At 69.0% G+C, this 25,939-nt stretch carries 26 protein-coding genes and 1 pseudogene; 19 read left to right on the top strand and 8 right to left on the bottom strand.

Annotated features, from left to right (window positions below; translation table 11 throughout):
* The first annotated feature begins 69 nt into the window (after nucleotides 1-69).
* The 3 genes and pseudogenes from E9536_RS37320 to E9536_RS37310 form a co-directional block, all read left to right on the top strand.
* Nucleotides 70-990: a LysR substrate-binding domain-containing protein gene (locus E9536_RS37320; RefSeq protein WP_136472640.1), complete on the top strand. Its 921-nt coding sequence runs from the start codon at nucleotides 70-72 to the stop codon at nucleotides 988-990.
* A gap of 266 nt (nucleotides 991-1,256) precedes the next feature.
* Nucleotides 1,257-1,541 carry a hypothetical protein gene (locus E9536_RS37315; RefSeq protein WP_027788974.1) on the top strand — a complete coding sequence of 95 codons (285 nt, stop codon included), beginning with the start codon at nucleotides 1,257-1,259 and terminating at the stop codon, nucleotides 1,539-1,541.
* Nucleotides 1,542-1,586: 45 nt separating this feature from the next.
* Nucleotides 1,587-1,982: pseudogene (locus E9536_RS37310) on the top strand (alkaline phosphatase family protein); the annotation flags it as partial.
* A 165-nt stretch (nucleotides 1,983-2,147) separates the two neighbouring features.
* Here E9536_RS37310 and E9536_RS37305 read toward each other — a convergent pair.
* Nucleotides 2,148-2,771: an alpha/beta hydrolase gene (locus tag E9536_RS37305; protein ID WP_027788972.1), complete on the bottom strand. Its 624-nt coding sequence runs from the start codon at nucleotides 2,769-2,771 to the stop codon at nucleotides 2,148-2,150.
* Between the two features lie 359 nt (nucleotides 2,772-3,130).
* Here E9536_RS37305 and E9536_RS37300 point away from each other — a divergent pair, with 359 nt between their 5' ends.
* The 4 genes from E9536_RS37300 to E9536_RS37285 are packed head-to-tail and all read left to right on the top strand — an operon-like array spanning nucleotide 3,131 to nucleotide 5,767.
* Complete coding sequence (locus tag E9536_RS37300; protein WP_136472668.1) at nucleotides 3,131-4,072, top strand: glyoxylate/hydroxypyruvate reductase A; 942 nt, start codon at nucleotides 3,131-3,133, stop codon at nucleotides 4,070-4,072.
* Nucleotides 4,073-4,098: 26 nt separating this feature from the next.
* A complete protein-coding gene (locus tag E9536_RS37295) occupies nucleotides 4,099-5,031 on the top strand; it encodes a hydroxymethylglutaryl-CoA lyase (RefSeq protein ID WP_027788970.1) in 933 nt (310 codons plus the stop codon).
* 26 nt (nucleotides 5,032-5,057) lie between these two features.
* Nucleotides 5,058-5,564, top strand: coding sequence for a YbaK/EbsC family protein (locus E9536_RS37290; RefSeq protein ID WP_027788969.1), 507 nt, complete (start codon nucleotides 5,058-5,060; stop codon nucleotides 5,562-5,564).
* Entirely contained in the window at nucleotides 5,561-5,767 is a 207-nt protein-coding gene (locus E9536_RS37285) for a DUF1289 domain-containing protein (protein WP_059695266.1), read from the top strand. Before E9536_RS37290 ends, E9536_RS37285 begins: the two co-directional genes overlap by 4 nt.
* 264 nt (nucleotides 5,768-6,031) lie before the next feature.
* On the opposite strand, the gene E9536_RS37280 is transcribed toward E9536_RS37285, so the two are convergent.
* Nucleotides 6,032-6,934, bottom strand: coding sequence for a DMT family transporter (locus E9536_RS37280; RefSeq protein ID WP_027788967.1), 903 nt, complete (start codon nucleotides 6,932-6,934; stop codon nucleotides 6,032-6,034).
* A 113-nt stretch (nucleotides 6,935-7,047) separates the two neighbouring features.
* On the opposite strand from E9536_RS37280, the gene E9536_RS37275 reads away from it, so the two are divergent.
* Entirely contained in the window at nucleotides 7,048-7,539 is a 492-nt protein-coding gene (locus E9536_RS37275) for an Lrp/AsnC family transcriptional regulator (RefSeq protein WP_011353413.1), read from the top strand.
* 27 nt (nucleotides 7,540-7,566) lie between these two features.
* Here the strand turns inward: E9536_RS37275 and E9536_RS37270 are convergent, their stop codons facing one another.
* The gene (locus E9536_RS37270) at nucleotides 7,567-8,463 is read right to left on the bottom strand and encodes an alpha/beta hydrolase (protein WP_060208720.1); all 897 of its coding nucleotides are present in this window, start codon (nucleotides 8,461-8,463) and stop codon (nucleotides 7,567-7,569) included.
* Between the two features lie 290 nt (nucleotides 8,464-8,753).
* Between E9536_RS37270 and E9536_RS37265 the strand changes: the two genes are divergently transcribed.
* Nucleotides 8,754-9,713: a nitronate monooxygenase family protein gene (locus E9536_RS37265; protein ID WP_027788966.1), complete on the top strand. Its 960-nt coding sequence runs from the start codon at nucleotides 8,754-8,756 to the stop codon at nucleotides 9,711-9,713.
* Nucleotides 9,714-9,815: 102 nt separating this feature from the next.
* Here E9536_RS37265 and E9536_RS37260 read toward each other — a convergent pair whose 3' ends face one another.
* The 3 genes from E9536_RS37260 to E9536_RS37250 form a co-directional block, all read right to left on the bottom strand.
* A complete protein-coding gene (locus E9536_RS37260; RefSeq protein ID WP_021157442.1) occupies nucleotides 9,816-10,778 on the bottom strand; it encodes a LysR family transcriptional regulator in 963 nt (320 codons plus the stop codon).
* Between the two features lie 180 nt (nucleotides 10,779-10,958).
* The gene (locus tag E9536_RS37255; protein ID WP_027788965.1) at nucleotides 10,959-12,035 is read right to left on the bottom strand and encodes a porin; all 1,077 of its coding nucleotides are present in this window, start codon (nucleotides 12,033-12,035) and stop codon (nucleotides 10,959-10,961) included.
* A gap of 345 nt (nucleotides 12,036-12,380) precedes the next feature.
* Nucleotides 12,381-12,863, bottom strand: coding sequence for a peptide-binding protein (locus E9536_RS37250; protein WP_124673891.1), 483 nt, complete (start codon nucleotides 12,861-12,863; stop codon nucleotides 12,381-12,383).
* Nucleotides 12,864-13,209: 346 nt separating this feature from the next.
* Between E9536_RS37250 and E9536_RS37245 the strand changes: the two genes are divergently transcribed.
* The 6 genes from E9536_RS37245 (at nucleotide 13,210) to E9536_RS37215 (ending at nucleotide 20,451) form a co-directional block, all read left to right on the top strand.
* Nucleotides 13,210-14,241, top strand: a complete 1,032-nt coding sequence (locus tag E9536_RS37245; protein WP_059492026.1) for a bile acid:sodium symporter family protein — start codon at nucleotides 13,210-13,212, stop codon at nucleotides 14,239-14,241.
* Nucleotides 14,242-14,703: 462 nt separating this feature from the next.
* The gene (locus E9536_RS37240) at nucleotides 14,704-16,542 is read left to right on the top strand and encodes an EAL domain-containing protein (protein WP_027788962.1); all 1,839 of its coding nucleotides are present in this window, start codon (nucleotides 14,704-14,706) and stop codon (nucleotides 16,540-16,542) included.
* Between the two features lie 384 nt (nucleotides 16,543-16,926).
* Nucleotides 16,927-17,946: a LacI family DNA-binding transcriptional regulator gene (locus E9536_RS37230; protein WP_021163757.1), complete on the top strand. Its 1,020-nt coding sequence runs from the start codon at nucleotides 16,927-16,929 to the stop codon at nucleotides 17,944-17,946.
* Nucleotides 17,943-19,223, top strand: coding sequence for an AGE family epimerase/isomerase (locus E9536_RS37225; RefSeq protein ID WP_027788958.1), 1,281 nt, complete (start codon nucleotides 17,943-17,945; stop codon nucleotides 19,221-19,223). The genes E9536_RS37230 and E9536_RS37225 overlap by 4 nt, the downstream gene beginning before the upstream one ends.
* Complete coding sequence (locus E9536_RS37220; protein WP_124546649.1) at nucleotides 19,220-20,128, top strand: carbohydrate kinase; 909 nt, start codon at nucleotides 19,220-19,222, stop codon at nucleotides 20,126-20,128. Before E9536_RS37225 ends, E9536_RS37220 begins: the two co-directional genes overlap by 4 nt.
* A 101-nt stretch (nucleotides 20,129-20,229) precedes the next feature.
* Nucleotides 20,230-20,451 carry a hypothetical protein gene (locus E9536_RS37215; RefSeq protein ID WP_021163760.1) on the top strand — a complete coding sequence of 74 codons (222 nt, stop codon included), beginning with the start codon at nucleotides 20,230-20,232 and terminating at the stop codon, nucleotides 20,449-20,451.
* Between the two features lie 24 nt (nucleotides 20,452-20,475).
* Here the strand turns inward: E9536_RS37215 and E9536_RS37210 are convergent, their stop codons facing one another.
* On the bottom strand, nucleotides 20,476-20,670 hold the full coding sequence (locus tag E9536_RS37210; protein ID WP_021163761.1) for a DUF2905 domain-containing protein: 195 nt from the start codon (nucleotides 20,668-20,670) through the stop codon (nucleotides 20,476-20,478).
* Nucleotides 20,671-20,966: 296 nt separating this feature from the next.
* Nucleotides 20,967-22,160 (bottom strand): SAM-dependent methyltransferase, encoded by a 1,194-nt coding sequence (locus E9536_RS37200; protein ID WP_059695260.1) that lies wholly within the window; start codon nucleotides 22,158-22,160, stop codon nucleotides 20,967-20,969.
* Nucleotides 22,161-22,173: 13 nt separating this feature from the next.
* Between E9536_RS37200 and E9536_RS37195 the strand changes: the two genes are divergently transcribed.
* The 4 genes from E9536_RS37195 (at nucleotide 22,174) to glmU (ending at nucleotide 25,889) form a co-directional block, all read left to right on the top strand.
* The gene (locus tag E9536_RS37195) at nucleotides 22,174-22,917 is read left to right on the top strand and encodes an SDR family oxidoreductase (RefSeq protein ID WP_060082750.1); all 744 of its coding nucleotides are present in this window, start codon (nucleotides 22,174-22,176) and stop codon (nucleotides 22,915-22,917) included.
* A 78-nt stretch (nucleotides 22,918-22,995) separates the two neighbouring features.
* Entirely contained in the window at nucleotides 22,996-23,400 is a 405-nt protein-coding gene (locus E9536_RS37190) for a dihydroneopterin aldolase (RefSeq protein WP_027788955.1), read from the top strand.
* Nucleotides 23,397-24,392, top strand: a complete 996-nt coding sequence (ttcA, locus tag E9536_RS37185; RefSeq protein WP_136472634.1) for a tRNA 2-thiocytidine(32) synthetase TtcA — start codon at nucleotides 23,397-23,399, stop codon at nucleotides 24,390-24,392. The genes E9536_RS37190 and ttcA overlap by 4 nt, the downstream gene beginning before the upstream one ends.
* A 135-nt stretch (nucleotides 24,393-24,527) precedes the next feature.
* Nucleotides 24,528-25,889: a bifunctional UDP-N-acetylglucosamine diphosphorylase/glucosamine-1-phosphate N-acetyltransferase GlmU gene (gene glmU, locus E9536_RS37180; RefSeq protein ID WP_027788953.1), complete on the top strand. Its 1,362-nt coding sequence runs from the start codon at nucleotides 24,528-24,530 to the stop codon at nucleotides 25,887-25,889.
* Nucleotides 25,890-25,939: the final 50 nt, after the last annotated feature.

Genomic DNA, 25,939 nt, shown 5'->3' with positions numbered 1-25,939 from the left:
AGGAACGCGTGCATGCCCGCCGCAAACGATGAATTGTCGTGCTCGGGCATTAGTGCTACTAATACCCGCATGAAACGCATCCACCTTCCTCCGCTGCAGACGCTGCGCGCGTTCGAGACCGCCGTGCGGCTGCAGAGCTTCACGCGCGCGGCCGACGCGCTCGCGCTCACGCAAGGCGCCGTCAGCCAGCACATCCGCGCGCTCGAGGCGCAGCTCGGCTACCCGCTCTTCACGCGCGAGCGCAACGGCGCGACACCGACGCACGCCGCGCACGCGCTCGCGCTGCAGGTGCGCCAGGGCCTCAGCGTGCTCGAGCGCGCGTTCGAGCCGGCCCTCGCCGCGCGCAGCCGCCCGCGCACCTGCGACGTCACGCTGAACGTCAGCGTGCTGCCGAGCGTCGCCGAACGCTGGCTCGCGCCGCGCCTGCCGCGCTTCTCGGCCGCGCATCCGCACATCGCGATCGCGCTGCACCCGGACGTGGCGCTCGCGCCGCTGCGCAAGCGCGACCGCATCGACGTCGCGCTGCGCTACGGGCCCGGCACGTGGCCGGGCGTGGTCGCCGAGAAGCTGATGAACGAGACGATCTTCCCGGTCGCGAGCCCCGCGTACCGCAATCGCGACGGCGTCGCACCGCGCGCGCCGGCCGATCTCGTGCGCGCCACGCTTCTGCGCCATCCCGCGCAGCCGTGGGAACCGTGGCTCCAGGCCGCGCGGCTCGACCTCACCGAATCCGCGCGTGCGCCGCGTTTCACCGATGCGAACGCGCTGATCGACGCAACCTTGAAAGGGCGCGGCGTCGCCCTCGCGCGCCGCTCGCTGATCGAGCCCGAACTCGCGGACGGCACGCTCGTGCGCGTATCGTTGGTGCGCGTGACCGACGTGTATGCGCACTACGTCGTGTGGCGCCCCGGCCATCCGCACGAATCGGCGATCCGAACCTGGCTCGACTGGCTGCGCAGCGAAGTGCGGCGGCGCACGCCGCGGCACTGACGCGACGCGATCGGTTGCTCGCGTTCATCGTCAACGGTCAGGCTGCCTTGGACGCGCTCACGCATCGCATCGCGCGCCCGGGTAAAAGTGCCCGCCTCGCAACGTCCGCCGGGAAATATTGCGCGCCCGCCACGCCGTGCAGGCGGATGGTCAGGATATCGAAAGCAATCCGCGATCACGCGACAGTCGCAAACGATTCACCGAAACGTCGCATCGCACCGGCATACTCGAAAACGTTTCCCGATCAGCCTGCCAGGAGAGAAGTCATGCGTCGCGTTTCCGCCGTCGTCGTTTTTTGTGCCGCCGCTTTCGTCGCCGCCTGCAGCGACGACGCGCCGCACGACGCACACACGACCGACGCGTCCCAGCAGGCCGGCGCATCGGCCGGCTCCGCCAGCGCATTCAACCGCGATGCATCCGCGAACGCCGCCGCGTCCGACGCAGCGCCGCTCGCGCCGCCCGTCGTGCACTACCCGCCCGATGACGACGACGACGCGAAACCCGCGGCGAATGCGGCCGCGTCGAGTGCCGCCGCGTCGTCACCGGGCTGACCCCGCCGCTTCCGTCCCCCGACCGCAGAACCGAGGTGAAATAACATGACGTCATCGAGCCGCCGCCGTTTCCTGCATACCGTCGCACAATCCGCGGGCGCCGCCGTCGCGCTCAACGCCTTCCCCGAATCGATCCGCCGCGCGCTCGCGATTCCCGCCGCGCGCGGCACCGGCACGATCCGCGATGTCGAGCACATCGTCGTGTTCATGCAGGAAAACCGCTCGTTCGATCATTACTTCGGACACCTGCGCGGCGTGCGCGGCTACAACGACCGCTTCCCGATCCCGCTGCCCAACGGCAAGCCGGTGTGGTACCAGCCGTCGAAGGCCGACCCGGGCAAGCCGGTGCTGCCGTTCCGGCTGAACACGCTGACGACGAGCGCGCAGTGCGTCGGCGATCTCGACCACTCGTGGTACAAGACGCACGCGGCGATCGACGGCGCGGCCGGCACGTTCTCGCGCCGTTTCGCGGGCCACGTCGAAAACGGCCGGCCGAGCTATTCGGATCCGGCGGCGGTGCGGCCCGTGTCCGCGGCATAAGCGCGACGGCACGGCATGGCGCGGCACCCGCCGCGCCGCACGGGTCGCCCGCCCGGCCCGGCGGAATCAGATCGCGTGCGCGAGCGCGCGATCGACGAGCGCGGCCTCGAAGCCGTCGTCCGCGTCGCGAAAGCGCAGTGGTGCCGCGCAGTGGACGAGCGTGTCGATGAAGTACTTCGCGCGCGGCCACGGCCCGAAGCCGGCCGCGGTGTTGATGTGCCCGGCGTCGCCGAGGTTCACGAACGCGCTGCCCAGGTGCTGCGCGAGCGTGCGCGCGTCGGCAAGCGGCATCCACGGATCGGTCTCGCTGCCGATCACGATCGACGGCACGGCGAGCCGGCGCGCGTCGAACGGCCCGGCAAACGTGAATTTCTTCGGACTGGCGGGCGCGACGAGCAGCACGCCCGCGACATCGCCCGTACGCGGCCACTGCGCGAGCGCATGCGCGGTCGCGAGGCAGCCGAAGCTGTGCGCGGCCAGCACGAACGGCCCGCGTTCGCGGTCGAGCAAGGTGCGCACCGATTGCGCCCAGCGCGCGAGATCGGGCGCGTCCCAGTCGTCCTGCTCGACGCGCAGCGAGCGCGGGAACTGCCGTTCGAGCCAGGTCTGCCAGTGAGCGCCTTCGCTGCCGTGCAGGCCCGGGACGGTAACGAGGCGCGGCGGCCACGCCGATTTGCTGCATGCGCGCATGATTGCCCTCGCTTGCTTGAAGACGGGATTCGATTGTGGCGCGGCGCGCCCGGCGGCCGAACCAATATTTTGTGCTTTGCTTTTGCGCGGGGCGGCCCTCCGCGGGGCGGCCTTCCGCGGGGCGGCCACGCCGGTCGCCCACGCCGGTCGCCCGCCCCGCGCACCGGCGCGCGATGCGCCGCGAAACCGTAGAATGTGGGCTTCCCGTCAGCTTCACACGGAACCGGGGCCGGGCGCCGATGCGCGCCGGGCGCCCGGTCGTCAGGAGACGCCCGATGTCCGCTACGCCCGCCGGCGCGCCGCGCCCGGCTCCGCTCGCCGTTCCCGTGACGCGCCTCGCCTGCGCGCGCAGTCGTCCAATGAAGATCCTGTTCCATTCCCCGCACCAGGAAGCAGGCGCGTGGCGCGACGAGATCGCGCATGCGCTGCCGGAAGCCGAACTGCGCGCGTGGCAGCCGGGCGACACGGCCGCCGCCGATTACGCGCTCGTCTGGCGCGCGCCGCGCGAATTCTTCACCCCGCGCGACGGCCTGCGCGCGATCTTCAACCTCGGCGCCGGCGTCGACGCGCTGCTCGCGCTCGACCGCGCGCAACCGGGCACGCTGCCGCCGCACGTGCCGCTCGTGCGGCTGGAAGATTCGGGCATGGCGCAGCAGATGGTCGAATACGTGACGCACGCGGTGCTGCGCTACCTGCGCCGCTTCGACGAATACGACGCGCAGCAGCGCGAGCGCCGCTGGCAGCCGCTCGAGCCGCATGCGCGCGCCAGCTTCACCGTCGCCGTGCTCGGCCTCGGCGTGCTCGGCGCGCAGGTCGCGCTCGCGCTCGCCGCGCTCGGCCTGCCCGTGCGCGGCTACAGCCGCAGCGCGAAGCAGCTCGACGGCGTCACGACCTTCGCCGGCGACGGTGCGTTCGATGCGTGCATCGACGGCGCGAAGGTGCTCGTCAACCTGCTGCCGAGCACGCCCGACACCGACGGCATCCTGTCGTCCCGCACATTCGCGCGGCTCGCGCCCGGTGCGTATGTCGTCAACGTCGCGCGCGGCGCGCATCTCGTCGAGGCCGACCTGCTCGATGCGCTCGCGAGCGGCCGGATCGCCGCCGCGACGCTCGATGTGTTCCATCAGGAGCCGCTGCCGGAGGATCACCCGTTCTGGCGCGCGCCGCGCATCACGATCACGCCGCACAGCTCGGCCGAGACACTGCGCGCAGAGGCCGTCGAGCAGATCGCCGGCAAGATCCGCGCGCTCGAGCGCGGTGAGCGCATCGGCGGCATCGTCGACTACACGCGCGGCTACTGAACCTGCAAGCAAACCTGGAGACAACCATGACGTTCCCCACCGCCGTCAAGATCGTCGAAGTCGGCCCGCGCGACGGGCTGCAGAACGAGAAGACCTTCGTGCCGACCGACGTGAAGATCGCGCTCGTCGACCGGCTGTCGCGCGCCGGCTTCCGCAACGTCGAGGCCGCGTCGTTCGTGTCGCCGAAATGGGTGCCGCAGATGGCCGACGGCGCCGACGTGATGGCCGGCATCGAGCGCCGCGCGGGCACCGTGTACTCGGTGCTCACCCCGAACCTGAAGGGCTTCGAGAATGCGCTCGCCGCGCGCGCCGACGAAGTCGTGATCTTCGGCGCGGCCAGCGAGGCGTTCTCGCAGCGGAACATCAACTGCAGCATCGCCGAGAGCATCGCGCGCTTCGAGCCCGTCGCGAAGGCGGCGAAGGATGCGGGCGTACGGCTGCGCGGCAGCGTGTCGTGCACGCTCGGCTGCCCGTACCAGGGCGAAGTGCCGGTCGCATCGGTCGTCGACGTCGTCGAGCGCTTCGCGGCGCTCGGCTGCGACGAGATCGACATCGCCGATACGATCGGCGTCGGCACGCCGAAGCGCACGCGCGAAGTGCTGTCGGCCGTCACGCGCGTGTTCCCGCGCGAACGCCTGTCGGGCCACTTCCACGACACCTACGGCCAGGCACTCGCGAACATCTACGCGGCGCTGTTCGAAGGGATCGAGATCTTCCACGCGTCGGTCGCGGGCCTCGGCGGCTGCCCGTACGCGAAGGGCGCGACCGGCAACGTCGCGACCGAGGACGTGCTGTACCTGATGCAGGGCCTCGGCATCGACACCGGCATCGATCTCGCGCAGGTCGTCGCTGCCGGCGACTTCATCTCGAACGCGATCGGCCGCGCGAACGTGTCGCGCGCCGGTCGCGCATTGCTCGCCAAGGCGCAGAGCGCGGCCGACGCCGCGAACTGCGTATAACCCCGGTATTCGATGGATTCCTCAACATGACGACACCCGCTTCATTCGATTCCCTCCCCGATTCCGCGCGACGCGTCGCGCTGCTGCTGCGCGAGCGCGGCCATGCGAAAGGCATCGTGATGCTCGCCGAAACCGGCAAGACGTCGGCCGAGGCCGCGGCCGGGCTCGGCTGCTCGGTCGCGCAGATCGCGAAGTCGATCCTGTTTCGCCGCCAGTCGGACGGCGCGCCGGTGCTCGTGGTCGCGAGCGGCGTCAATCGCGTCGACGAGAAGAAGGTCGCCGCGCAGGTCGGCGCGGTCGGCCGCGCGGACGCGAAGTTCGTGCGCGACAACACCGGCTATGCGATCGGCGGCGTCTGCCCGATCGGCCATCTCGTCGAACCCGTCACGCTGATCGACGCCGACCTGCTCGAACTCGACAGCCTGTGGGCGGCCGCCGGCCATCCGCACGCGGTGTTCAACCTGTCGCCGAACGAACTGGTGTCGCTGACGGGCGCGCCGGTCGCGGACGTCGCATTGCGGGAATCCGCATGAGCGACGCCGTGGCACCGGTCGGCACGGTGGCCTCGCCGTGCACCGACGTATGCCGGATCGATCCGCGCACCGACTGGTGCGCGGGTTGCCTCCGTACGCGCGACGAGATCAAGGGATGGCGCACGTCGGATGACGACGCGAGGCGTGTGCTGCTCGCGCGGCTCGATGCGCGGCGGCGCCTGATTGCGAGGAGCGGCGCATAAAAAAAAGCCGTTCAGCCTGACGGGCGAACGGCATCGAGATCGGAATCCTGTGAACGTGATCAACGTCACAGCCCGCATCATACGAGCGACGCGCACCGCTCGCATCGGGTGTTTCCCTACAACTTCTTACAGCGTCTTCCACGCGTGCGCGGGCTCCGCTTTTGCTCGCCATGCGCACGCCATCCGCGCGCAATATCCGCTCCCGAAACTCGCATTCGACGCGCCGCCGCGACACCCGCCGCGACGCCGAATCGTACGACCGTTTCAGTTGCCGACCGCCGCGCGACGCGCGGGCACGATGCGCCAGCCGAGATTCACGCCGGCCGCCGCGAGCAGGATCAGCAGCGCGCCGAGCACCTGCGTCCACGCGAGCGTCTGCCCGAACGCGAAGTGATCGACGACGATCGCGACGACCGGATAGACGAACGACAGCGCGCCGGTCATCGCGGTCGGCAGCTTCTGGATCGCGCCGTACAGCAGCACGTACATCAGGCCCGTGTTGACGACGCCGAGCACGATCAGGTCGAGCCACTGCCCGGCCGTCGCGGGCAGCGTGCCGAAGTGGGCGAACGGCGCGAGCAGCACGATGCCGATACCGGCCTGCAGCAGCGCGAGCAGGTGCGGCGGCGTCCCCTTCAGGTGCTTCGTGACGATCGACGAGATCGCATACAGGAACGCCGCGCCGAGCGACAGCGCGACGCCCTCCAGATATTCGCCCGGTACCGCGAGCACGGCCGGCTCGACGCGCACCACGGCGACGAGCCCGACGAACGCGAGCGCGAGCCACGCGAGCGTCGACGCGGTGATCCGCTCGCGGAACACGATCGCGCCGAGCGCGACGAGCATGAACGGCTGCGTGTTGTAGACGGCGGTCGCCATCGAGATCGATGCGCGCGAATAGGCGGCGAACAGCAGCAGCCAGTTCGCGACGATCGCGATGCTGCCGAGCGTCGCGAGCGCGAGCATCCGCGGCGAGAACAGCGCGCGGCGCAGGAAGCCGAATGCCGCGCAGACGATCGCGAGCGTCGCGGCACCGAACAGGCAGCGGAAGAACACGACGTTCGTCAGCGGCTGCTGCGACGACATCACGAGCCAGCCGATCGTGCCGGACATCAGCATCGCGACGACCATCTCGGCGGCACCGCGGCGAATTTCATTCGAGGCCATCATGAACTCCATTGAAAGAGAGTGGATGACCTCGATTCTAGAAACTTGCTTTCGCCGCAACCACGACTAAACTGAAGCGAATCAGCCGATTGACCTTCGAAAGCAAAGCGATCATGCCGAAACGCCTTTCCCCGCCCGCCGTCGCGTCGCTCGACGCGACCGACCGCGCGATCCTCGCGGCGCTGGCCGACGACGCGCGTATCGCAACCAGTGAACTCGCCCGGCAGATCGGGCTGTCGGCCCCGGCGACCGCCGATCGTGTGCGGCGGCTCGAGGCGCAAGGCGTGATCGCCGCGTTCACCGTCGAGCTCGACCCGCGCGCGCTCGGCTACACGCTGCAGGCGATCGTCCGCGTGAAGCCGCTGCCCGGCCAGTTGCATCTCGTCGAGGAGATGCTGCGCCGGATTCCCGAATTCGTGGAGTGCGACAAGGTCACCGGCGACGACTGCTTCATCTGCCGGCTCTACCTGCGCACGATCGCGCACCTCGACGACATCCTGTCGAAAGTGACGGAGCGCGCCGAGACGAGCACCGCGATCGTGAAATCGACGCCGGTGCCGCGCCGGCTGCCGCCGCTCGTCGAGGACGACGGCGCGCACCGCTGAGCACCGGCACGCGCCGCCCGTGTGCCGTCAGGCGGCCGCGTCGCGCGCCTCGAAGAACGCGAGCAGTTCGTCGATCAGCGCGACGGGCGCCTCTTCCGGAATGTAGTGCCCGCACTCGAGCGCGCGGCCGCTGACGTCGCGCGCGACGCGGCGCCATTCGTCGAGCGGATCGAAGCAGCGGCCGACGATCCCGTGCTCGCCCCACAGCACGCGCAGCGGGCACGCGACCTTGTTGCCGCGCTCGAGATCCGCACGGTCGTGCTCGAGATCGATCGTCGCGGATGCGCGGTAGTCCTCGCACATCGCATGCACGGCGCCCGGCTGCGCGAGCGCGGCCCGGTACGCGGCGAGCGCCTCGGGTGCGAACGGCGCGAGCCCGGCGGACCGGTTGCCCATCACGCGTTCGATGTACGCATCGGTATGCGCGCCGACCAGCGTCTCGGGCAGCGGCTCCGGCTGAATCAGGAAGAACCAGTGGAAATACGCGGTCGCGAACGCGCGATCGGTTTTCTCGTACATCGCGAGCGTAGGCGCGATGTCGAGCAGCATCATCCGCTCGACGGCATCCGCATGATCGAGCGCGAGCCGATGCGCGACCCGCGCGCCGCGATCGTGCGCGCACACATGGAATTGCTCGAAGCCGAAGTGCCGCATCACGGCGACCTGGTCGGCCGCCATCGCACGTTTCGAATACGGCGCGTGCTGCGCGTCGCTCGGCGGCTTGCCCGACGCGCCGTAACCGCGCAGGTCGGTGGCGATCACCGTGAAATGATTCGCGAGCGTCGCGGCAACGCGATGCCAGATCATGTGGGTTTGCGGATGTCCGTGCAGCAACAGGAGCGGCGGACCCGCGCCTCCTTTGACACCGAAAATGTCGGTGTCCTGCACCGTCACGCGAAACGGTGCAAACGCCTCAAACGACATGGTTTGTTTCTCGTTGGTTTGTTATGGCGGTTATTTTAGGAGCGCCGGCGCGTCTTCACAGCGCGGTAAACACCAGAATCCCTAGAAAGAGAACACTCACTCGATTGCCGCCACACCGCGCGATTTGCTAAGCTCGCGTAGAATCGCACGATCGTTCGTATTAATAAGGACGACCTCGTTTTGCAGCTTCGCTTTACCGCTTCGTTCCGCAGCTACACTCGAATGACCGTTCGACCGCAAAGCATGGCGGCGGCGCGACCGCGGCCGCCCCTGGAGACTGGAGACATTACATGGCATTGCCCACCGTCCTGCAGAACCTGACGCTGCCCGTCATCGCGTCGCCGATGTTCATCGTCAGCTACCCCGAACTCGTGCTCGCGCAATGCAAGGCGGGCATCGTCGGTTCGTTCCCCGCACTCAACGCCCGTCCGGCCGAACTGCTCGACGAGTGGCTCACGCAGATCCAGTCCGAGCTGGCCGACCACAAGGCGAAGCACCCCGACGCCGTGATCGGCCCGATCGCGGTCAACCAGATCGTCCATCAGTCGAACACGCGGCTCGAGCACGACGTGCGCGTGTGCGTCGAGCACAAGGTGCCGATCTTCATCACGAGCCTGCGCGCGCCGGCGCGCGAGATCGTCGACGCGGTGCACAGCTACGGCGGCATCGTGCTGCACGACGTGATCAACCTGCGTCACGCGCAGAAGGCGCTCGAAGCCGGTGTCGACGGGTTGATCCTCGTCGCGGCCGGCGCAGGCGGCCACGCGGGCACGACGTCGCCGTTCGCGCTCGTCGGCGAAGTCCGCAAGATCTTCGACGGCCCGATCGTGCTGTCCGGCTCGATCGCGAACGGCGGCTCGATCCTCGCCGCGCAGGCAATGGGCGCCGATTTCGCGTACATGGGCACGCGCTTCATCGCGACGCAGGAAGCGCACGCGATCGACGACTACAAGCACGCGATCCTGAACGCGAAATCGTCGGACATCATCTACACGAACCTCTTCACGGGCGTGCACGGCAACTACATCCGCGAGAGCATCGAGAAGGCGGGCCTCGATCCCGACGCGCTGCCGGAATCCGACAAGACCAAGATGAATTTCGGCGGCGACAAGACGAAGGCGTGGAAGGACATCTGGGGCGCCGGCCAGGGCGTCGGCCTGATGGACGACCTGCCGAGCGTGGGCGCGCTCGTCGAGCGCCTGAAGCGCGAGTACGACGACGCGAAGGCGCGGCTCGGCATCCCGCGCTGACGGCCGCCGCCGGCGCGCATCCCGTCGGACCAAACAAAAAGCGCGAGCTGCAACGGCTCGCGCTTTTTGTTTTCATCGCCCCGCCGCGGCGGGATGCGCGGTTCACACCGCGCGCTTCATCCGCGTGATCGGCAGCACGCGCAGGCGCGATTCGATCGACGGGCACAGCGACTGCCCTTCGAAACGCGCCGCCAGGAAATCGACGAACGAACGCACCTTCGCGGACACGTGACGGCGGCTCGCGTAGACCGCATAGATCGGCGCCTCGTGCGGCGGCACCGCATCGATCAGCACCGGCACGAGCCGGCCGGACTCGATGTCGTCGCCGACCACCTCGGTGCCGAGCAGCGCGATGCCCGCGCCCGCGAGCACGGCCGCACGCAGCCCTTCGAGATGGTTCACGATCAGGTTGCCGTTCAGGTTCACGCGCGACGCGGCGGCCGCGTCGATCACCAGCGCGTCGAGCATCGTCGAATTCGAGTCGCGCCGCAGGTAGTTGTGGTGCGCGAGATCGGCGATCGTCTGGGGCGTGCCGTGCTTCTCGAGATACTCGGGCGACGCGACCAGCAGGATGTGCGCGGTCGCGATCTGCCGCGCGACCAGCGACGACGATTTCAACCCGTTCGGCGCCGCGCGCACCGCGACGTCGTAGCCTTCCTCGATCAGGTCGACCACACGATCGGACAGCGTCATGTCGACGGTCACGTCCGGGAACCGGCCCGCATAATCGGTGACGGCCTGCATCACGTGCCGCAGCCCGAACGCGGACAGCGACGTGACGCGCAGCCTGCCTTGCGGCACCACGCTCGCGGCGCCGACGGCCTGCCCGGCTTCGTCGAGTTCCGACAGCGCCTGCACGAGGCGCTCGTAGTATTCGCGTCCGGCCTCGGTAGGCGCGACGCGTCGTGTCGTGCGATGCAGCAGCCGCGCACCGAGCTGCTGCTCGAGATGCATCACGTGCTTGCTCGCCATCGCAGCCGACATCTGCATGCGCTCGGCCGCGCCGACGAAGCTGCCCACTTCGACGACGTAGCGAAACACATTCATGCTGACGAGGGTATCCATCGAACTCGCTCGTAATGACGGGGGAATGGTCCAATTACGAGATAGGGTAACAAAGGCGGGGAAACAGAAAGGTCAAGAAAGGCAAAACGGCGCCGCGGGTGGCGGCGCCGTTCTGGCGGGAAAACATGCAGCCCGGACGCGCTTTTCGCGCGCATCCGGCGCGGCGGTCGCGCGTGCGCGTCAGAACTTCGCGCGGATGCCGGCGCCGAACGTGTTGCCGTTCGACAGGCCGCTGATGTGGTCGTTCATGTAAGCAGCGTAGACGTCCGTGCGCTTGGACAGCGGATAGTCGTAGCCGACGGCCCAGGTCTGGCGCGTCTGGTCGAGGCCGCCCGCGTCGCGCGAGTACGCGTACGACGCCATCGCGTTGCCCACGCCGAGCGGCACCGACACGCCGCCCTGCGCGGTATTCACGTGCCAGCTGCCCGCGACCTGGTCGTTCTTCGTATACATGTACTGGCCGAACAGCTTCACGTACTTCAGGTCGTAGGTCGCGCCGACTTGCGCGATGCCCTGGCTCTTCATGCCGGCCACCAGCGCGCTCAGGTCGCGCGGGCCGTTGTTGAAGTTCACGTACTGGTAGACCGCAGTCGCCGCGAACGGGCCGTTCGCGTAGTTGAACTGCGCGCTCCACTTCTTCGAGCCGTTGTCGCCGGCCTGGTTGCCGAACGCGTACATCGCGCCGAAATTCAGGCCACCGAACGAAGGCGACGTGTACGACAGCGCGTTGTTCCAGCCCGAATCGCCGACGGCACCCTGGTCGCTCGGGTAGGTCGGGAACGTGCCGAGGCCGAGGAACACGTGGTACACCATCGGCGAGAAGGTGTACGAGTCGTAGAACGGGTTGAACAGGATCGTCGACAGGAACAGGTGCGTCGTCAGGCGGCCGGCCGTCACCGTGCCGTACGGCGAATCGATGCCGACGTACGCGTTGCGTGCGAAGAACGTGTCGCCCTGGAAGCGGCCGAACTGGCCGTTCTGCGCGCGGAAGAAGCTTTCCAGCGTGAAGATCGCCTTGTAGCCGTTGCCGAGATCCTCGGCGCCGTGCATGCCCCAGTACGACGTCGACATCCCGCCGCCGCTCACGTTCCACGCGCGGTCGCCGCCCGGGAACTTGGTGGCGCCGACCCATTCGTCGACCTGACCGTAGAGCGACACGCTCGACTGTGCATGGACGGGAGCGGTAGCCGCCACGCAGGCAGCCGCGGCGATCAGCTTGACGGACGTGCGCGACGCACGGCGAGCGAATGCTTTCATTGGATCTCCAGATTTTGTCGAATTGTCGATAAGTGGCGCGAGCGTTGTTTTTTGGAGCCGAGTGCTTGCGTCGTATGGGGCGCAGCCATCTTTACGGATCATTCGTCCGGTCAAAATTGCGCACACTTATTGCGGGTATAGCGGCAGCATTAACTTCGCGGAATTGATACATGGCCAGGTACCCGCCGGCGGCCCGGCGTGGACGCGGTCGCACGGCCGGGCGGCCGCGTGGCACATGCGAGCCGGGCGCGAAAGATAGCGCAATGCGACGGGAAAATCAGCGGAAATCTGTGCGCGACTGTGGCGAATTCGCATCAGCCGCCGGAGGGACGAGCGCGCGGGCGCTCAGTTTCGGTAGAACGGGGAGAAATACGGCGAGTGCGTAGGCTCTTCCTGCGAGCGGGGCGGCGGCATCGGACGGCCGCCGCGCTCCTCGTTGTAGCGCGCGACGTCGGCGCGGATCGAACCGGCGCGCAGCGGCACGTTGCCGCCGCCCGGCGGGCGCGGCATCTGGCGCACGTCGGCGCTGATCGGGCGATACGGGCTTTGCGCGGCGTAATGACCGTACGACGGCGTCGGCCGCAGCCCCCAGCGGGAACCGTAGCCGCTCACGCCGCCGGCGCGTGCACCGACGGGGGGCGTGACGTGGCGCCAGACGGGAACCCCGCCGGCCGGCTGACCGTATGCGCGCATGTCGCCACCACCGAAACCGTGGCCGCCGAATGCATGACCGCCGTGCGGCGGCTGCGCGAGCGCGAACGGCATCAGCAACGCGCCGAGTGCGCCTGCGACCCATCGTCCGATCTTCCGTTTCACCCGTTCCGTCATCGTGCAATGCCTGTCCATGCCCGCCGCCGGCTCCTTTCGGCCGACCCAAGGCTTTCAGCAGTAATTTATGAGCGCGCCGAAAGCGTGTCGAGCCAAAAAGTGTTATGTCGCCGGCATCGGTGTAACACCATGTTACTGCTAGGTTTTTTCACTTCGGCACGCGACCGGGACAGAACATTCTTCTGCCGTTTTGCGCATGGCCGGGCCGGTGCCGTGGACGCAGTCGCATGAGACTGATTCATCAATCGATTCCCACAATGAATTTGTGTAGTGAATCATCAACCGGGACAATGGCGCCATCCGCGCGCGCGACGCGCGCCCCCGTCGTTTCCGAATCGAGTTCCCGATGGCCCGTCCCCGTTTTCTTCCCGACAACTTCACGCTCGCGCTCGTCGGCACCGTCGTGCTCGCGAGCCTGCTGCCCTGCCGCGGCCCGGCCGCCCACGCGTTCAACTGGGCGACCAATATCGCCGTCGGCCTGCTGTTCTTCCTGCACGGCGCGAAGCTGTCGCGCGAAGCCGTCGTCGCGGGCGCGACCCACTGGCGGCTGCACGCGGTCGTGCTGCTCAGCACGTTCGCGCTGTTCCCGCTGCTCGGCCTCGCGCTGAAGCCGGTGCTGCAGCCGCTCGTCACGCCGACGCTGTATGCGGGCGTGCTGTTCCTGTGCACGCTGCCGTCGACGGTCCAGTCGTCGATCGCGTTCACGTCGATCGCGAAGGGCAACGTGCCGGCCGCCGTGTGCGCGGCATCCGCGTCGAGCCTGCTCGGGATCTTCGTCACGCCGGCGCTCGTCGGGCTGATGATCACGTCGCAATCGGCCGCCGCCGCGTCGCCGTGGAGCACCGTCGGCAGCATCGTGATGCAGCTGCTCGTGCCGTTCATCGCCGGCCAGTTGCTGCGGCCCGTGATCGGCGGCTGGATCGACCGCAACCGCGGCGTGCTGCGCTTCGTCGACCAGGGCTCGATCCTGCTCGTCGTCTATGTCGCGTTCAGCGAGGCCGTCAACGAAGGCCTCTGGCACCAGATCCCGCCGCGCGCGCTCGGCGGCCTGCTCGTCGTCAACCTCGTGCTGCTCGCGATCGCGCTCCTGCTGACCGCGTTCGTCAGCAAGCGGCTCGGCTTCAACCGCGCCGACCAGATCACGATCATCTTCTGCGGATCGAAGAAGAGCCTCGCGGCCGGCGTGCCGATGGCGAAGGTGATCTTCTCGGCGAACGCGGTCGGGGCGATCGTGCTGCCGCTGATGCTGTTCCACCAGATCCAGCTGATGGCGTGCGCGGCGCTCGCGCAGCGCTGGGGCGCGCGCGACATGAGCGGCGAGCATGACGAGGGCGACGCGGCATCGGCGCCCGGCGCGCTGAGCGCGGGCAAGCGCTGACGATCGGGGCAGCGGGACGGCCGCCGGGTGGTGCCGTCCCGGGGCTATTCCTTCCGCCTTCTGCCTTCCGCCTCCCGCCTTCTGCCTTCTGCCTTCTGCCTTCTGCCTTCTGCCTTCTGCCTTCCGCCTCCCGCCTCCCGCCTCCCGCCTTCCGCCTTCCGCCTTCCGCCTTCCGCCTTCCGCCTTCCGCCTTCCGCCTTCCGCCTCCCGCCTTCCGCCTTTCCGCCTTTCCGCCTTTCCGCCTTTCCGCCTTTCCGCCTTTCCGCCTTTCCGCCTTTCCGCCTTTCCGCCTTTCCGCCTTTCCGCCTTTCCGCCTCCCGGCGCAACGCCCTTCCACCCACGCACCGACACGCCCCCGACGCGATGCACCAGCAACGCCCATCGCGTCACGAAATCTTCATTCAACTCTCCGCGAGCGGTGCCGTTAAGTCGGGCGTCCCGTCGATTCGGCTGCCCTCGCCCATGCCCGCGCCCCACCCCGACTCCGCCGCCACCCGCACCACGCGCCTGATCGCGGATCGTGCGCTGGCCGCCGTCTTCCAGCCGATCGTCGATCTCGGATCGGGGACGGTCGTCGGCTACGAGGGCCTGATACGCGGCCCGCGCGGCACCGACCTCGAAACGCCCGCCGCGCTGTTCGCGCAGGCCGCGCGCGACGGCGAGACCATCGCGCTCGAACAGGCCGCCGCGCTCACCTGCCTCGACGCGTTCGCAGCGCTCGGCTGCGACGGCAAGCTGTTCCTCAATTTCAGCGCGGGCACGATCCTGCAGCTCGCGCGCGAACGCGAGCGCGCCCGCCAACTGCTCGACCGTGCGCGGGTCGGCGCCGAGCGCATCGTGATCGAACTGACCGAGCAGAACGCGACGACGGACATCGCCCACATCGAGCCGGCCGTCGCGTCGCTGCGCGACGCCGGCATCCAGTTCGCGCTCGACGACTACGGCACCGCGAACGCGAGCATGAACCTGTGGCTGCGCCTGCATCCGGACGTCGTGAAGATCGACCGCTTCTTCATCCACGACATCGCGCGCGACCCGCTGAAGTTCGAAGCCGTGAAGGCGATGCAGCACTTCGCGCAGGCGAGCGGCGCGCAACTGATCGCGGAAGGCATCGAGAACGAAAGCGACCTGATCGTCGTGCGCGACATGGGCATCTGCTGCGTGCAGGGTTTCCTGCTCGGCCGGCCGAACGCGCGGCCGTCGCGGGTCGTCGCACCGGCCGCACGCGACGCGATCCGCGCGCCGCACATCGCGGTGTTTCCCGGCGCGACGCGCCCGGTGCGGCCGGCCGGCACGATCGCCGGGAAGATGCTGGTTCCGGCGCCGGCGCTGCCGCGCGACGCGACCAGCAACGACGTGCTCGACCTGTTCAACCGGATGCCCGACCTGCATGCGGTCGCACTCGTCGAACGCGGGCGGCCCGTTGCGCTCGTGGATCGCCGCGGCTTCATCGACCGCTTCGCGCTGCCGTACCACCGCGAGGTGTTCGGGAAGAAGCCGTGCCTGCCGTTCGCGAACGACGCGCCGCTGATGATCGACAACGCGACGACGTTCGAGCAGCTCGCGATGCTGCTCGCGAGCCACGACCAGCGCTACCTCGCGGACGGCTTCGTCATCACCGAACACGGCCGCTATGTCGGGCTCGGCACCGGCGAGAGCCTCGTGCGCGCGGTGACCGAGATGCGCATCGAGGCCGCCCGCTATGCGAACCCGCTGACGTTCCTGCCCGGCAACATCCCGATCAGCGCGCACATCGACCGCCTGCTCCAGCGCGACGCCGGCTTTCATGCGTGCTACGTCGACCTGAACCAGTTCAAGCCGTTCAACGACCAGTACGGCTACTGGCAGGGCGACGAGGTGCTGAAGTTCGCCGCGACGGTGCTGGCCGGCGTGTGCGATCCGCAGCGCGACTTTCTCGGGCACGTCGGCGGCGACGATTTCCTCGTGCTGTTCCAGCGCGACGACTGGCGCCAACGCGCCGCCGACGCGATCGCGCGCTTCAACGACGGCGCGCAGCGCTTCTACACGCAGGCCGACCGGCAGGCGGGCGGGCTGCGCGGCGAGGACCGCCACGGCAACCCGGCGTTCTTCGGTTTCGTGACGATGGCGATCGGCGCGGTCGGCGTGCCGGCCGGCGCGCACGGCGCGAAACGCTACGGCAGCGACGAGATCGCATCGGTCGCCGCGCTCGCGAAGCGGCGCGCGAAACAGCAGCCGGACGGGCTTGCGGTCGTCGACCTCGACGCGGGCCGCGCCGCGCTGCGCGATCGCGGCGAACCGCCGGCCATGGCAATACGCTGACCGGCGGGCAGCCGGCCTCCCTCGTTCGCGCACGCGAGGTGCCCGATGCGGCGGCGATGCGCCGTCGTCCGTCACGCCCGGACGCCCGCCGCGCTGCCGGGCCGGTCGTTGCGCCCGCCCTTCCCGCCGGCCTGAGCAAGCCGCCGGGCACGCGTGCGCGCATGCGCGAAGCCGGCACGCTGGCCGCCACTTCCCGCTCGCCGGACACCCGCACGTCCACCTTGCCTTTTTCGCGTTTTGTTTAGTATTTTTAGTAACGTCGTTTTCGCAGATTAGCGCTTAAAAACCGGTAATTTTCGGGTATTCCCCGGTTATCCGGCCCGAATTCCGCGATGCGTTTTACTATACAATCGCTTTCACCCTAAACAAACCGGACCCCGAACGATGGGTACCACCATTCGCGATGTGGCACGGGCGGCAGAGGTCTCGATCGGCACCGTCTCCCGCGCGCTGAAAAACCAGCCGGGCCTGTCCGAAGCCACGCGTGCGCGCATCGTCGAGATCGCGCAGCGGCTCGGCTACGATCCCGCGCAGCTGCGGCCGCGCATCCGCCGGCTCACCTTCCTGCTGCATCGCCAGCACAACCGCTTTCCGGCCAGCCCGTTCTTCTCGCACGTGCTGCACGGCGTCGAGGACGCCTGCCGCGAGCGCGGCATCGTGCCGACGCTGCTGACGGTCGGGCCGAACGACGACGTGCTGCGCCAGATGCGCCCGCACGCGCCCGACGCGATCGCGGTGGCCGGCTTCATCGAGCCGGAGACGATCGAGGCGCTCGCCGCGACCGGCCGGCCGCTCGTGCTGATCGACCTGTGGGCGCCCGGCCTGCGCTCGGTGAACATCGACAACGCAACGGGTGCGGCGCTCGCGATGCGTCACCTGCTCGCCACCGGCCGCACGCGGATTGCGTTCATCGGCGGCTCGCCCGCGCACTACAGCATCGCGCAGCGCGCGATCGGCTACCGGCGCGCGTTCTTCGAAGCCGGGCGGCTGTTCGATCCCGCCTACGAAGTGACGATCGACGCGGGGCTCGATCCCGACACGGGCGCCGCGCGCGCGATGGAGCAACTGCTCGACGCACCGGGCCCGCGCCCCGAAGCCGTGTTCGCGTACAACGACGCGGCCGCGCTCGCCGCGCAGCGCGTGTGCACCGCGCGCGGCCTGCGGATTCCGGACGACATCGCGATCGTCGGCTTCGACAACATCCCGGCCGCCGCGCACGCGAGCCCGCCGCTCACGACGCTCGCGGTCGACAAGGAAGCGCTCGGCCGCCGCGGCGTCGAGCTGCTGCTCGCCGACTCGCCCGAACGCACCGAGATTTCCCTGCCCGTCGAGCTGATCGTGCGGGCCAGCAGTCAGCCCGCCGGCTCCCCGGCACTCGATACCGCCACGGTCACCGAATCATGAACATGCCCCCGGTCCAACCCTGCACGGCCGCGCCGGCCGCCCACACGCAAGCCGCGCCGTTCGTCGCGAGTTTCCGCGATCCGTCGTTCCTGCTGTCGCACATCGAGGACACGCTGCGCTTCTACGCAACCAACGCGTTCGACCCGACGGGCGGCTTCTACCACTACTTCCGCGACGACGGCAGCATCTACAACCGCACGTCGCGCCACCTCGTCAGCAGTTGCCGGTTCGTCTTCAACTACGCGATGGCGTACCGGCATTTCGGCGATCCGCGCCACCTGGAATACGCACGCCACGGGCTGCGCTTCCTGCGCGACGCGCACTGGGACGACGAACTGCAGGGCTACGACTGGGAACTCGACTGGCGCGACGGTGCGAAGCGCGCGACGCTCGACGGCACGCGCCACTGCTACGGGCTCGCGTTCGTGCTGCTCGCGGCGGCGCACGCGACGATGGCCGGCATCGACGAGGCACGCCCGCTGATCGCGGCCACCTACGAGCTCGCCGAGCACCGCTTCTGGGACGCAGCCGCGGGCCTCTACGCGGACGACGCGACGCCGAACTGGATCGTGTCGTCGTACCGCGGCCAGAACGCGAACATGCACATGACCGAGGCGCTGCTCGCGGCCCACGAGGCGACCGGCCATCTCACGTACCTCGATCGCGCGGAAAAGCTCGCGTCGCACATCACACAGCGCCAGGCCGCACTGTCGGGCGGGCTCGTGTGGGAGCACTACCATGCGGACTGGTCGGTCGACTGGGACTACAACAAGGAAGACAGCTCGAACATCTTCCGCCCGTGGGGCTTCCAGCCCGGGCACCAGACCGAATGGGCGAAGCTGCTGCTGATCCTCGAACGGCACCGCCCGCTCGACTGGCTCGTGCCGCGCGCGGCCGAGCTGTTCGACGCCGCGCTCACGCACGCATGGGACGCCGACCACGGCGGCCTGTACTACGGCTTCGGCCCCGACTTCACGATCTGCGACCACAACAAGTATTTCTGGGTGCAGGCGGAGACCTTCGCGGCGGCCGCGATGCTCGGCGCGCGCACCGGCAGCGAGCGCTTCTGGGACTGGTACGACGAGATCTGGCGCTATAGCTGGGCCCATTTCGTCGACCACCGCTACGGCGCGTGGTACCGCATCCTCACCTGCGACAACCGCAAGTACAGCGACGAGAAGAGCCCGGCCGGCAAGACCGACTATCACACGATGGGCGCGTGCTACGACGTGCTGGCAACCCTCGCGCGCGCGCAACGCAGCGAGCCGACGCAATGAGCGGCGGCACGTTTCCGGCTTTCGTGTCGGCAGGCGACATCCTGACCGACATGGTGCGCGCGGGCGATGCGCAATGGACGTCGGTACCGGGCGGCGCCGGCTGGAACGTCGCGCGCGCGGTTGCGCGGCTCGGCGTGCCGAGCGCGCTCGCGGGATCGATCGGCGAAGACTGCTTCTCCGACGTGCTGTGGCGCACGAGCGACGCGGCCGGGCTCGACCTGCGCTTCCTGCAGCGCGTCGCACGGCCGCCGCTGCTCGCGATCGTTCACGAGACACGCCCGCCCGCGTATTTCTTCATCGGCGAAGCAAGCGCCGATCTCGCGTTCGATCCGGCGCGGCTGCCGGCCGGCTGGACCGACCACGTGAAATGGGCGCATTTCGGCTGCATCAGCCTCGTGCGCGAGCCGCTCGCCGGCACGCTGGCCGCACTCGCGGCCGACCTGCACGCGCGCGGCGTGAAGATCAGCTTCGACCCGAACGTCCGGAACCTGATGACGGCCGCGTACCGGCCGACGCTGGAAAAGATGGCCGCGCTCGCCGACCTGATCAAGGTGTCCGACGAGGACCTGCGGCACCTGTTCGGCGGCGACGGCCCCGACGCGATTGCCGCGGTGCGCATGCTGAACCCGCGCGCGGCCGTGCTCGTCACGCGCGGCGCACAGGCGGCGACGCTCTACGCGGACGGCGACGTGCATGAAGCCAGCCCGCCGCGCGTCGAGGTGGCCGACACCGTCGGTGCGGGCGACGCGTCGATCGGCGGCATGCTGTTCAGCCTGATGGCCGCGCCGCAGCGCACGTGGCGCGAGCATCTCGTGTTCGCGCTGGCCGCGGGTGCCGCGGCGTGCCGGCATACGGGTGCGCACGCGCCGACGCTCGACGAGGTCGTCGCACTGATCGAACGCTGACGGCACGGACGGTGACCGGACGCTGTTCGGTCACCGATAAGCGGCGCTGTACATGCTGCGCCGCAGTGCTACGATGAAGTGTCCTTTTGCGGGAGAGCACCATGGACACGAACACGTTCACGAAAGGCATCTACACGGCCAAGGCGCATACCCAGCACGCGGGCAACGGGCAGTTCCAGGGTTACGTGATCCTCTCGCGCGACGACGGCGACGACACCGAGAACACGCGTTACGACGTCCACTCGACGAGCCCCAGCGAGGAAGAGGCGTTCGACGAGGCGAAAGCGCTCGCGCACCGGATTCTCGGCGAGATCGAGCTGTAACGCGCACCGACCTTCAGGCGCGGCTCAGAGCAGCCGCGCCACCATCGATACCAGCATCGTCAGCACCAGCGTCGACATGAACGGGAACGGGTAGCGCCGCCCGCCGAGCGTCAGCGTGACGTCGCCCGGCATCCGCCCGATGCCGAGCTTGCCGAGCCACGGCCAGCAGCGCGTCAGGATCATCACCGCGACGAACGTCGTCAACAGCCAGCGCAGCATGCTAGGGCCTGTTTCCATATGGAACGCGCATGCGTTGCCACGAGAACGGCCGCTCGCGAGGCGCGCGACGCCGCGAATACTGGACGTATTCGCAAGGAGCGCAACGCGGCGAGCGGCCGTTCTCGTGGCAACCCCAAATTAAAAGAATCATGTCACGGGAATGCCCGAAATCGCCCGTATGGCGGCGTCGCTCGTCGCTTGTTTGGCACGGCCAAGCGGCGCTCCTCACTCCTTGCCCTACGAGCGATTTCGGGCATTCGCATGTGCGTTCCATATGGAAACAGGCCCTAGCCCCGTCAGAGTGCGTGCGAGCGATCGCCGCGCGCGAACGCGTCGAGCGTGCCGTCGATGCCGCGCGAGAACGCGATCACCTTGAACAGCTCGCCCATCTCGGCCTCGGAAATCAGCTTCTGCACCGCGTTCGCGGCCGGCAGGAATTCACGGATGTCCGACGGGTCGATCGCGGCCAGCGCGTCAGTGATGCCCGCGTTCAGCAGGAAGCGCGCCTGCGACGTGTAACCGAGCAGGTCGGCGCCGGTCGCGATGGCCGCGTCGTAGATGCCGGTGAATTCGACGTGCGCGGTGATGTCCTGCAGCCCCGGGTACAGGAACGGATCGTCGTGCGCATGGTGCCGGTAGTGGCACATCAGCGTGCCGCGGTCGCGCTGCGGGTGGTAGTACTCGTGCGCGGGAAAGCCGTAGTCGACCAGCAGCACCGCGCCGCGCCCGAGCATCGTGCAGACGGTGCGCGTGAAAGCCAGCGCGGCCTCGTGCGTCTCGGTCACGTAACCATCGCCCGCCTCGTCGAGCCCCGCGAGCACCGCCGGCAGGCCGGCCGGCGCGGCAGGACGGTCCTCGAACACGAACGCCTGCCGCGCGTCGAGCGCGACACCGCGCTCCTGCCATGCGCCGCCCGCCTTCGCGAACAGGCGCACGGGCATCGCATCGAGCACCTCGTTGCCGACCACGACGCCGTCGAACCGCTCGGGCAGCGCGTCGAGCCAGCGCACCTTCGCGGCGAGCGCCGGCGCGGCGGCCGTGATCGTGTCGCGCTGCCGTTCGCGCAGCTCGCCGGACAGGTCGACGATCAGGTATTCGTCGAGTCCGGCTCCCAGCGCGTCGAGCGCCGCGAGCAGACCGGCCGCGAGCTTGCCCGTGCCGGCGCCGAATTCCATCACGCAACGCGTGCCGCTCGCCGCGAGCGCTTCCGCGACCGGTTGCGCGAGCGTCTGTGCGAACAGCGGCGACAGCTCGGGCGCGGTGACGAAGTCGCTGCCGTCGTCGGCGCGGCGCCCGAACTTGCGCGCGCCGCCGCTGTAATAGCCGAGGCCGGGCGCGTACAGCGCACGCTCCATGAAGCGGTCGAACGGCAGCCAGCCGCCGGCCGCCGCGATCTCGTCGCGCAGTTGCGCGGCAAGGGTTTCGGACTGCGCGAGCGCGTCAGGGCCGGGAGCAGGTAAACTAGCGGGTTCGTGAGCTTTCGGGTTCATCCCGGCATTGTAAATGACCGTTTCAGCCGATACGTCGACCCTGCGCGTGGCGCTCGTCACCGGTGCCCTGGGCAGCGCGGCCGACGCCGCGTCGATCGGTCGTGCGCTCGCGACGGGATTCGCCCGGCACGGCTGGGACGTCGCGTTGCAGCGCAGCCCCGGCACGCCGCATGCGGCCGCCGACGCGCTCGTCGCCGAAGTCGCGGCGCTCGGCCGCCGCGCGGTCGTGCTCGACGCCGATCTGGCCCTGGAAGCCGATGCCGCCGCACTCGTCGCCGCGTGCGGCGCGGCGCTCGGCCGGCCCGCGTGCGCGGTGTTCGTGAGCGCCCGCGCGGGCGCCGACGACGCGCACACGGTAGACGGCGCGTCGCTCGCCGGCGCACTCGCGCGCAACGTGACGGCGCCGCTCGCGCTGGCGCGCGCGCTCGCCGATGCGACGCCCGACGCCGCGCGCGAGCACGAAGCGCTGCGCGCATGCGCGATCCACGTGCTGGACCAGGCGCTGTTTCACCCTGCGCCTGCGCAGTTGTCGCACGCGTTGATGCAGGCCGCGCTGAACCGCGCGACGTCGGCGCTGGCGCTGGCGCTCGCGCCGAAGGTGCGGGTCGCGGCGCTCGTGCGCGGCCACGCGGCGCACGCGGACGACATCGCCGCGGCCGCCTGCTATCTCGCGAGCGCGCCCGGCGTCACGGGCGCGACGCTGACCGTCGACGGCGGCGAGCACCTCGTGCCGCCCGCCGCCGGCCCGAATGAATGAACTGCGCGGATCGCGCGGCCTGACTGCCGCCGCCCGCGCCGCTTTGCGTGTGCGCACGCCAATTTGACTGGGACGACCATGTTTTCCGCTCTCCTGCACCCCCGCCTCGCGGACTGCCGCAGGCTCTACCTGCGCGACTACGAAGTGCACATCAACATCGGTGCCTTCGAACACGAGAAGCGCGGCGAGCAGCGCGTCGTCATCAACGTCGACCTGTTCGTGCCGCTCGCGATGTCCACTCCCGTGGACGACCGGCTGCATGAAGTCGTCGACTACGACCTGATGAAGCAGAGCGTCGCGCAATGCGTGGCGCGCGGCCACATCCACCTGCAGGAAACGCTGTGCGACGCGATCGCCGCGCACCTGCTGGCGCACGACGCCGTGCGCGCGGTACGCGTCTGTACCGAGAAACCGGACGCTTATCCGGACTGCGACGCCGTCGGCGTCGAAGTCTTTCGCATCAAGGACGAGGAGCGCGCATGAACGCCCCCCACATGAATGACGCGGCGGCCGATGCCGCCACCCACGACGCAGCCGCCGACCCGGCCGGCCGCCCGGCGCTGACGCGCCGCGAACAGAAGGAAGCGTACGAGAACAACAAGCTGTTCAAGCGGATCGTGCGCCAGGTCGGCCAGGCAATCGGCGACTTCAACATGATCGAGCAAGGCGACAAGGTGATGGTGTGCCTGTCGGGCGGCAAGGACAGCTACGCGATGCTCGACGTGCTGCTGCGCCTGCGCGAGCGCGCGCCGATCGATTTCGACATCGTCGCGGTGAACCTCGACCAGAAGCAGCCGGGCTTCCCCGAGCACGTGCTGCCCGAGTACCTGAAGCAGGTCGGCGTGCCGTTCCACATCGAGAACCAGGACACCTACAGCATCGTCAAGCGGCTCGTGCCCGAAGGCAAGACGACCTGCTCGCTGTGCTCGCGCCTGCGCCGCGGGATCCTGTACCGCGTGGCCGGCGAGCTCGGCGCGACCAAGATCGCGCTCGGCCATCACCGCGACGACATCGTGCAGACGCTGCTGCTCAACATGTTCTACGGCGGCAAGCTGAAGGGGATGCCGCCGAAGCTGCAGTCGGACGACGGCAAGAACATCGTGATCCGCCCGCTCGCGTACGTGAAGGAAACCGATCTCGAGAAATACGCGGAACTGCGCGAATTCCCGATCATCCCGTGCAACCTGTGCGGCAGCCAGCCAAACCTGAAGCGCGCGGAAATGAAGGCGCTGATCCGCGAATGGGACAAGCGCTTCCCGGGCCGCGTCGACAACATGTTCAACGCGCTCGCGAAGGTCGTGCCGTCGCACCTGATGGACACGACGCTGTACCCGTTCCAGTCGCTGCGCGCGACCGGCGAGGCCGATCCGCAAGGCGACATCGCGTTCGACGAGGAACCGTGCGCGTCGGGCGACGACGCGGCGCCGCCGGGTGGCGCCCGGCCGATCTCGATCGTCCAGTTCGACGACCTGTAAGCAGGGCCCGAACACCCGCCGGAACGGGGCCGCGCGGCCCTTTTCCGGCGCCGTCGCCCCGCCGCGACAGGCCCGGAACGGCAGGGGCCGCATGCTAAAATGGTCGGCTTCGAACTCCTCTGACAAGCTGGCGCCATGAATATCGTGATTTTGGCGGCAGGCACCGGCAAGCGCATGCGTTCCGCGCTGCCGAAAGTGCTTCACCCCCTGGCCGGCAGGCCGCTCCTCTCCCACGTCATCGACACCGCGCGCACGCTGCAGCCGTCCCGGCTCGTCGTCGTCGTCGGTCACGGTGCCGAGCAGGTCCAGGCCGCCGTCGCCGCGCCCGACGTCCAGTTCGCGGTGCAGGCAGAGCAGCTCGGCACCGGCCACGCGGTGCGTCAGGCGCTGCCGCTCCTCGATCCCGCGCAACCGACGCTCGTGCTGTACGGCGACGTGCCGCTCACGCGCGCGTCGACGCTGCAGCGCCTCGTCGATGCCGCGCGCGAAGGCCGCTACGGGATTCTGACCGTCACGCTCGACGATCCGACCGGCTACGGCCGCATCGTGCGCGACGCGGCCGGCTTCGTCACGCGCATCGTCGAGCAGAAGGACGCGTCGCCCGACCAGCTGAAGATCGCCGAGATCAACACGGGCATCATCGTCACGCCCACGGCCCAGCTGTCGATGTGGCTCGGCGCACTGAAGAACGAGAACGCGCAGGGCGAGTACTACCTGACCGACGTCGTCGAACTCGCGATCGAGGCCGGTTTCGAGGTCGTCACCGCGCAGCCCGACGAGGAATGGGAAACGCTCGGCGTGAACAGCAAGGCGCAGCTTGCCGAGCTCGAACGCATTCATCAGCGCAATATCGCGGAAACGCTGCTCGTCGACGGCGTCACGCTCGCCGATCCGGCCCGCGTCGACGTGCGCGGCACGCTGCGCTGCGGCCGCGACGTGTCGATCGACGTGAACTGCGTGTTCGAGGGCAACGTGACGCTCGCGGACAACGTGACGATCGGCGCGAACTGCGTGATCCGCAACGCGTCGGTCGGCGCGGGCACGCGCATCGACGCGTTCACGCATATCGACGGCGCCGAGCTCGGCGCGCACACCGTGATCGGCCCGTACGCACGGCTGCGCCCCGGCGCGCAGCTCGCGGACGAAGCGCACGTCGGCAACTTCGTCGAGGTGAAGAACGCGGTGATCGGCCACGGCTCGAAGGCGAACCACCTCACGTACATCGGCGACGCCGACATCGGCGCGCGCGTGAACATCGGCGCGGGCACGATCACCTGCAACTACGACGGCGCGAACAAGTTCCGCACCGTGATCGAGGACGACGTGTTCGTCGGCTCCGACACGCAGCTGGTCGCGCCCGTGCGCGTCGGCCGCGGCGTGACGATCGCCGCCGGCACGACGATCTGGAAGGACGTGGCCGAAGGCCTGCTCGCGTTGAACGAGAAGACCCAGACCGCGAAGAGCGGCTACGTCCGCCCGGTCAAGAAGAAAAGCTGAACCTTTTGCGGGCGCCCCGACGGCGCCCGCGTCGACTTACAGGACTGACT

This window comes from Burkholderia sp. LS-044 (assembly GCF_004803625.1).
Lineage (GTDB): Bacteria > Pseudomonadota > Gammaproteobacteria > Burkholderiales > Burkholderiaceae > Burkholderia > Burkholderia cepacia.
The sequence above is the reverse complement of the archived record's forward strand: the minus strand, read 5'-3'. Positions and strand labels throughout refer to the sequence as shown.

Excerpts from the sequence above, each read along its gene's own strand:
- E9536_RS37320 (WP_136472640.1), top strand. The coding sequence starts at position 70 with ATGAAACGCATCCACCTTCCTCCGCTGCAGACGCTGCGCGCGTTCGAG.
- E9536_RS37315 (WP_027788974.1), top strand. The coding sequence starts at position 1,257 with ATGCGTCGCGTTTCCGCCGTCGTCGTTTTTTGTGCCGCCGCTTTCGTC.
- E9536_RS37305 (WP_027788972.1), bottom strand. The coding sequence starts at position 2,771 with ATGCGCGCATGCAGCAAATCGGCGTGGCCGCCGCGCCTCGTTACCGTC.
- E9536_RS37300 (WP_136472668.1), top strand. The coding sequence starts at position 3,131 with ATGAAGATCCTGTTCCATTCCCCGCACCAGGAAGCAGGCGCGTGGCGC.
- E9536_RS37295 (WP_027788970.1), top strand. The coding sequence starts at position 4,099 with ATGACGTTCCCCACCGCCGTCAAGATCGTCGAAGTCGGCCCGCGCGAC.
- E9536_RS37290 (WP_027788969.1), top strand. The coding sequence starts at position 5,058 with ATGACGACACCCGCTTCATTCGATTCCCTCCCCGATTCCGCGCGACGC.
- E9536_RS37285 (WP_059695266.1), top strand. The coding sequence starts at position 5,561 with ATGAGCGACGCCGTGGCACCGGTCGGCACGGTGGCCTCGCCGTGCACC.
- E9536_RS37280 (WP_027788967.1), bottom strand. The coding sequence starts at position 6,934 with ATGGCCTCGAATGAAATTCGCCGCGGTGCCGCCGAGATGGTCGTCGCG.
- E9536_RS37275 (WP_011353413.1), top strand. The coding sequence starts at position 7,048 with ATGCCGAAACGCCTTTCCCCGCCCGCCGTCGCGTCGCTCGACGCGACC.
- E9536_RS37270 (WP_060208720.1), bottom strand. The coding sequence starts at position 8,463 with ATGTCGTTTGAGGCGTTTGCACCGTTTCGCGTGACGGTGCAGGACACC.
- E9536_RS37265 (WP_027788966.1), top strand. The coding sequence starts at position 8,754 with ATGGCATTGCCCACCGTCCTGCAGAACCTGACGCTGCCCGTCATCGCG.
- E9536_RS37260 (WP_021157442.1), bottom strand. The coding sequence starts at position 10,778 with ATGGATACCCTCGTCAGCATGAATGTGTTTCGCTACGTCGTCGAAGTG.
- E9536_RS37255 (WP_027788965.1), bottom strand. The coding sequence starts at position 12,035 with ATGAAAGCATTCGCTCGCCGTGCGTCGCGCACGTCCGTCAAGCTGATC.
- E9536_RS37250 (WP_124673891.1), bottom strand. The coding sequence starts at position 12,863 with ATGACGGAACGGGTGAAACGGAAGATCGGACGATGGGTCGCAGGCGCA.
- E9536_RS37245 (WP_059492026.1), top strand. The coding sequence starts at position 13,210 with ATGGCCCGTCCCCGTTTTCTTCCCGACAACTTCACGCTCGCGCTCGTC.
- E9536_RS37240 (WP_027788962.1), top strand. The coding sequence starts at position 14,704 with ATGCCCGCGCCCCACCCCGACTCCGCCGCCACCCGCACCACGCGCCTG.
- E9536_RS37230 (WP_021163757.1), top strand. The coding sequence starts at position 16,927 with ATGGGTACCACCATTCGCGATGTGGCACGGGCGGCAGAGGTCTCGATC.
- E9536_RS37225 (WP_027788958.1), top strand. The coding sequence starts at position 17,943 with ATGAACATGCCCCCGGTCCAACCCTGCACGGCCGCGCCGGCCGCCCAC.
- E9536_RS37220 (WP_124546649.1), top strand. The coding sequence starts at position 19,220 with ATGAGCGGCGGCACGTTTCCGGCTTTCGTGTCGGCAGGCGACATCCTG.
- E9536_RS37215 (WP_021163760.1), top strand. The coding sequence starts at position 20,230 with ATGGACACGAACACGTTCACGAAAGGCATCTACACGGCCAAGGCGCAT.
- E9536_RS37210 (WP_021163761.1), bottom strand. The coding sequence starts at position 20,670 with ATGCTGCGCTGGCTGTTGACGACGTTCGTCGCGGTGATGATCCTGACG.
- E9536_RS37200 (WP_059695260.1), bottom strand. The coding sequence starts at position 22,160 with ATGAACCCGAAAGCTCACGAACCCGCTAGTTTACCTGCTCCCGGCCCT.
- E9536_RS37195 (WP_060082750.1), top strand. The coding sequence starts at position 22,174 with ATGACCGTTTCAGCCGATACGTCGACCCTGCGCGTGGCGCTCGTCACC.
- E9536_RS37190 (WP_027788955.1), top strand. The coding sequence starts at position 22,996 with ATGTTTTCCGCTCTCCTGCACCCCCGCCTCGCGGACTGCCGCAGGCTC.
- ttcA (WP_136472634.1), top strand. The coding sequence starts at position 23,397 with ATGAACGCCCCCCACATGAATGACGCGGCGGCCGATGCCGCCACCCAC.
- glmU (WP_027788953.1), top strand. The coding sequence starts at position 24,528 with ATGAATATCGTGATTTTGGCGGCAGGCACCGGCAAGCGCATGCGTTCC.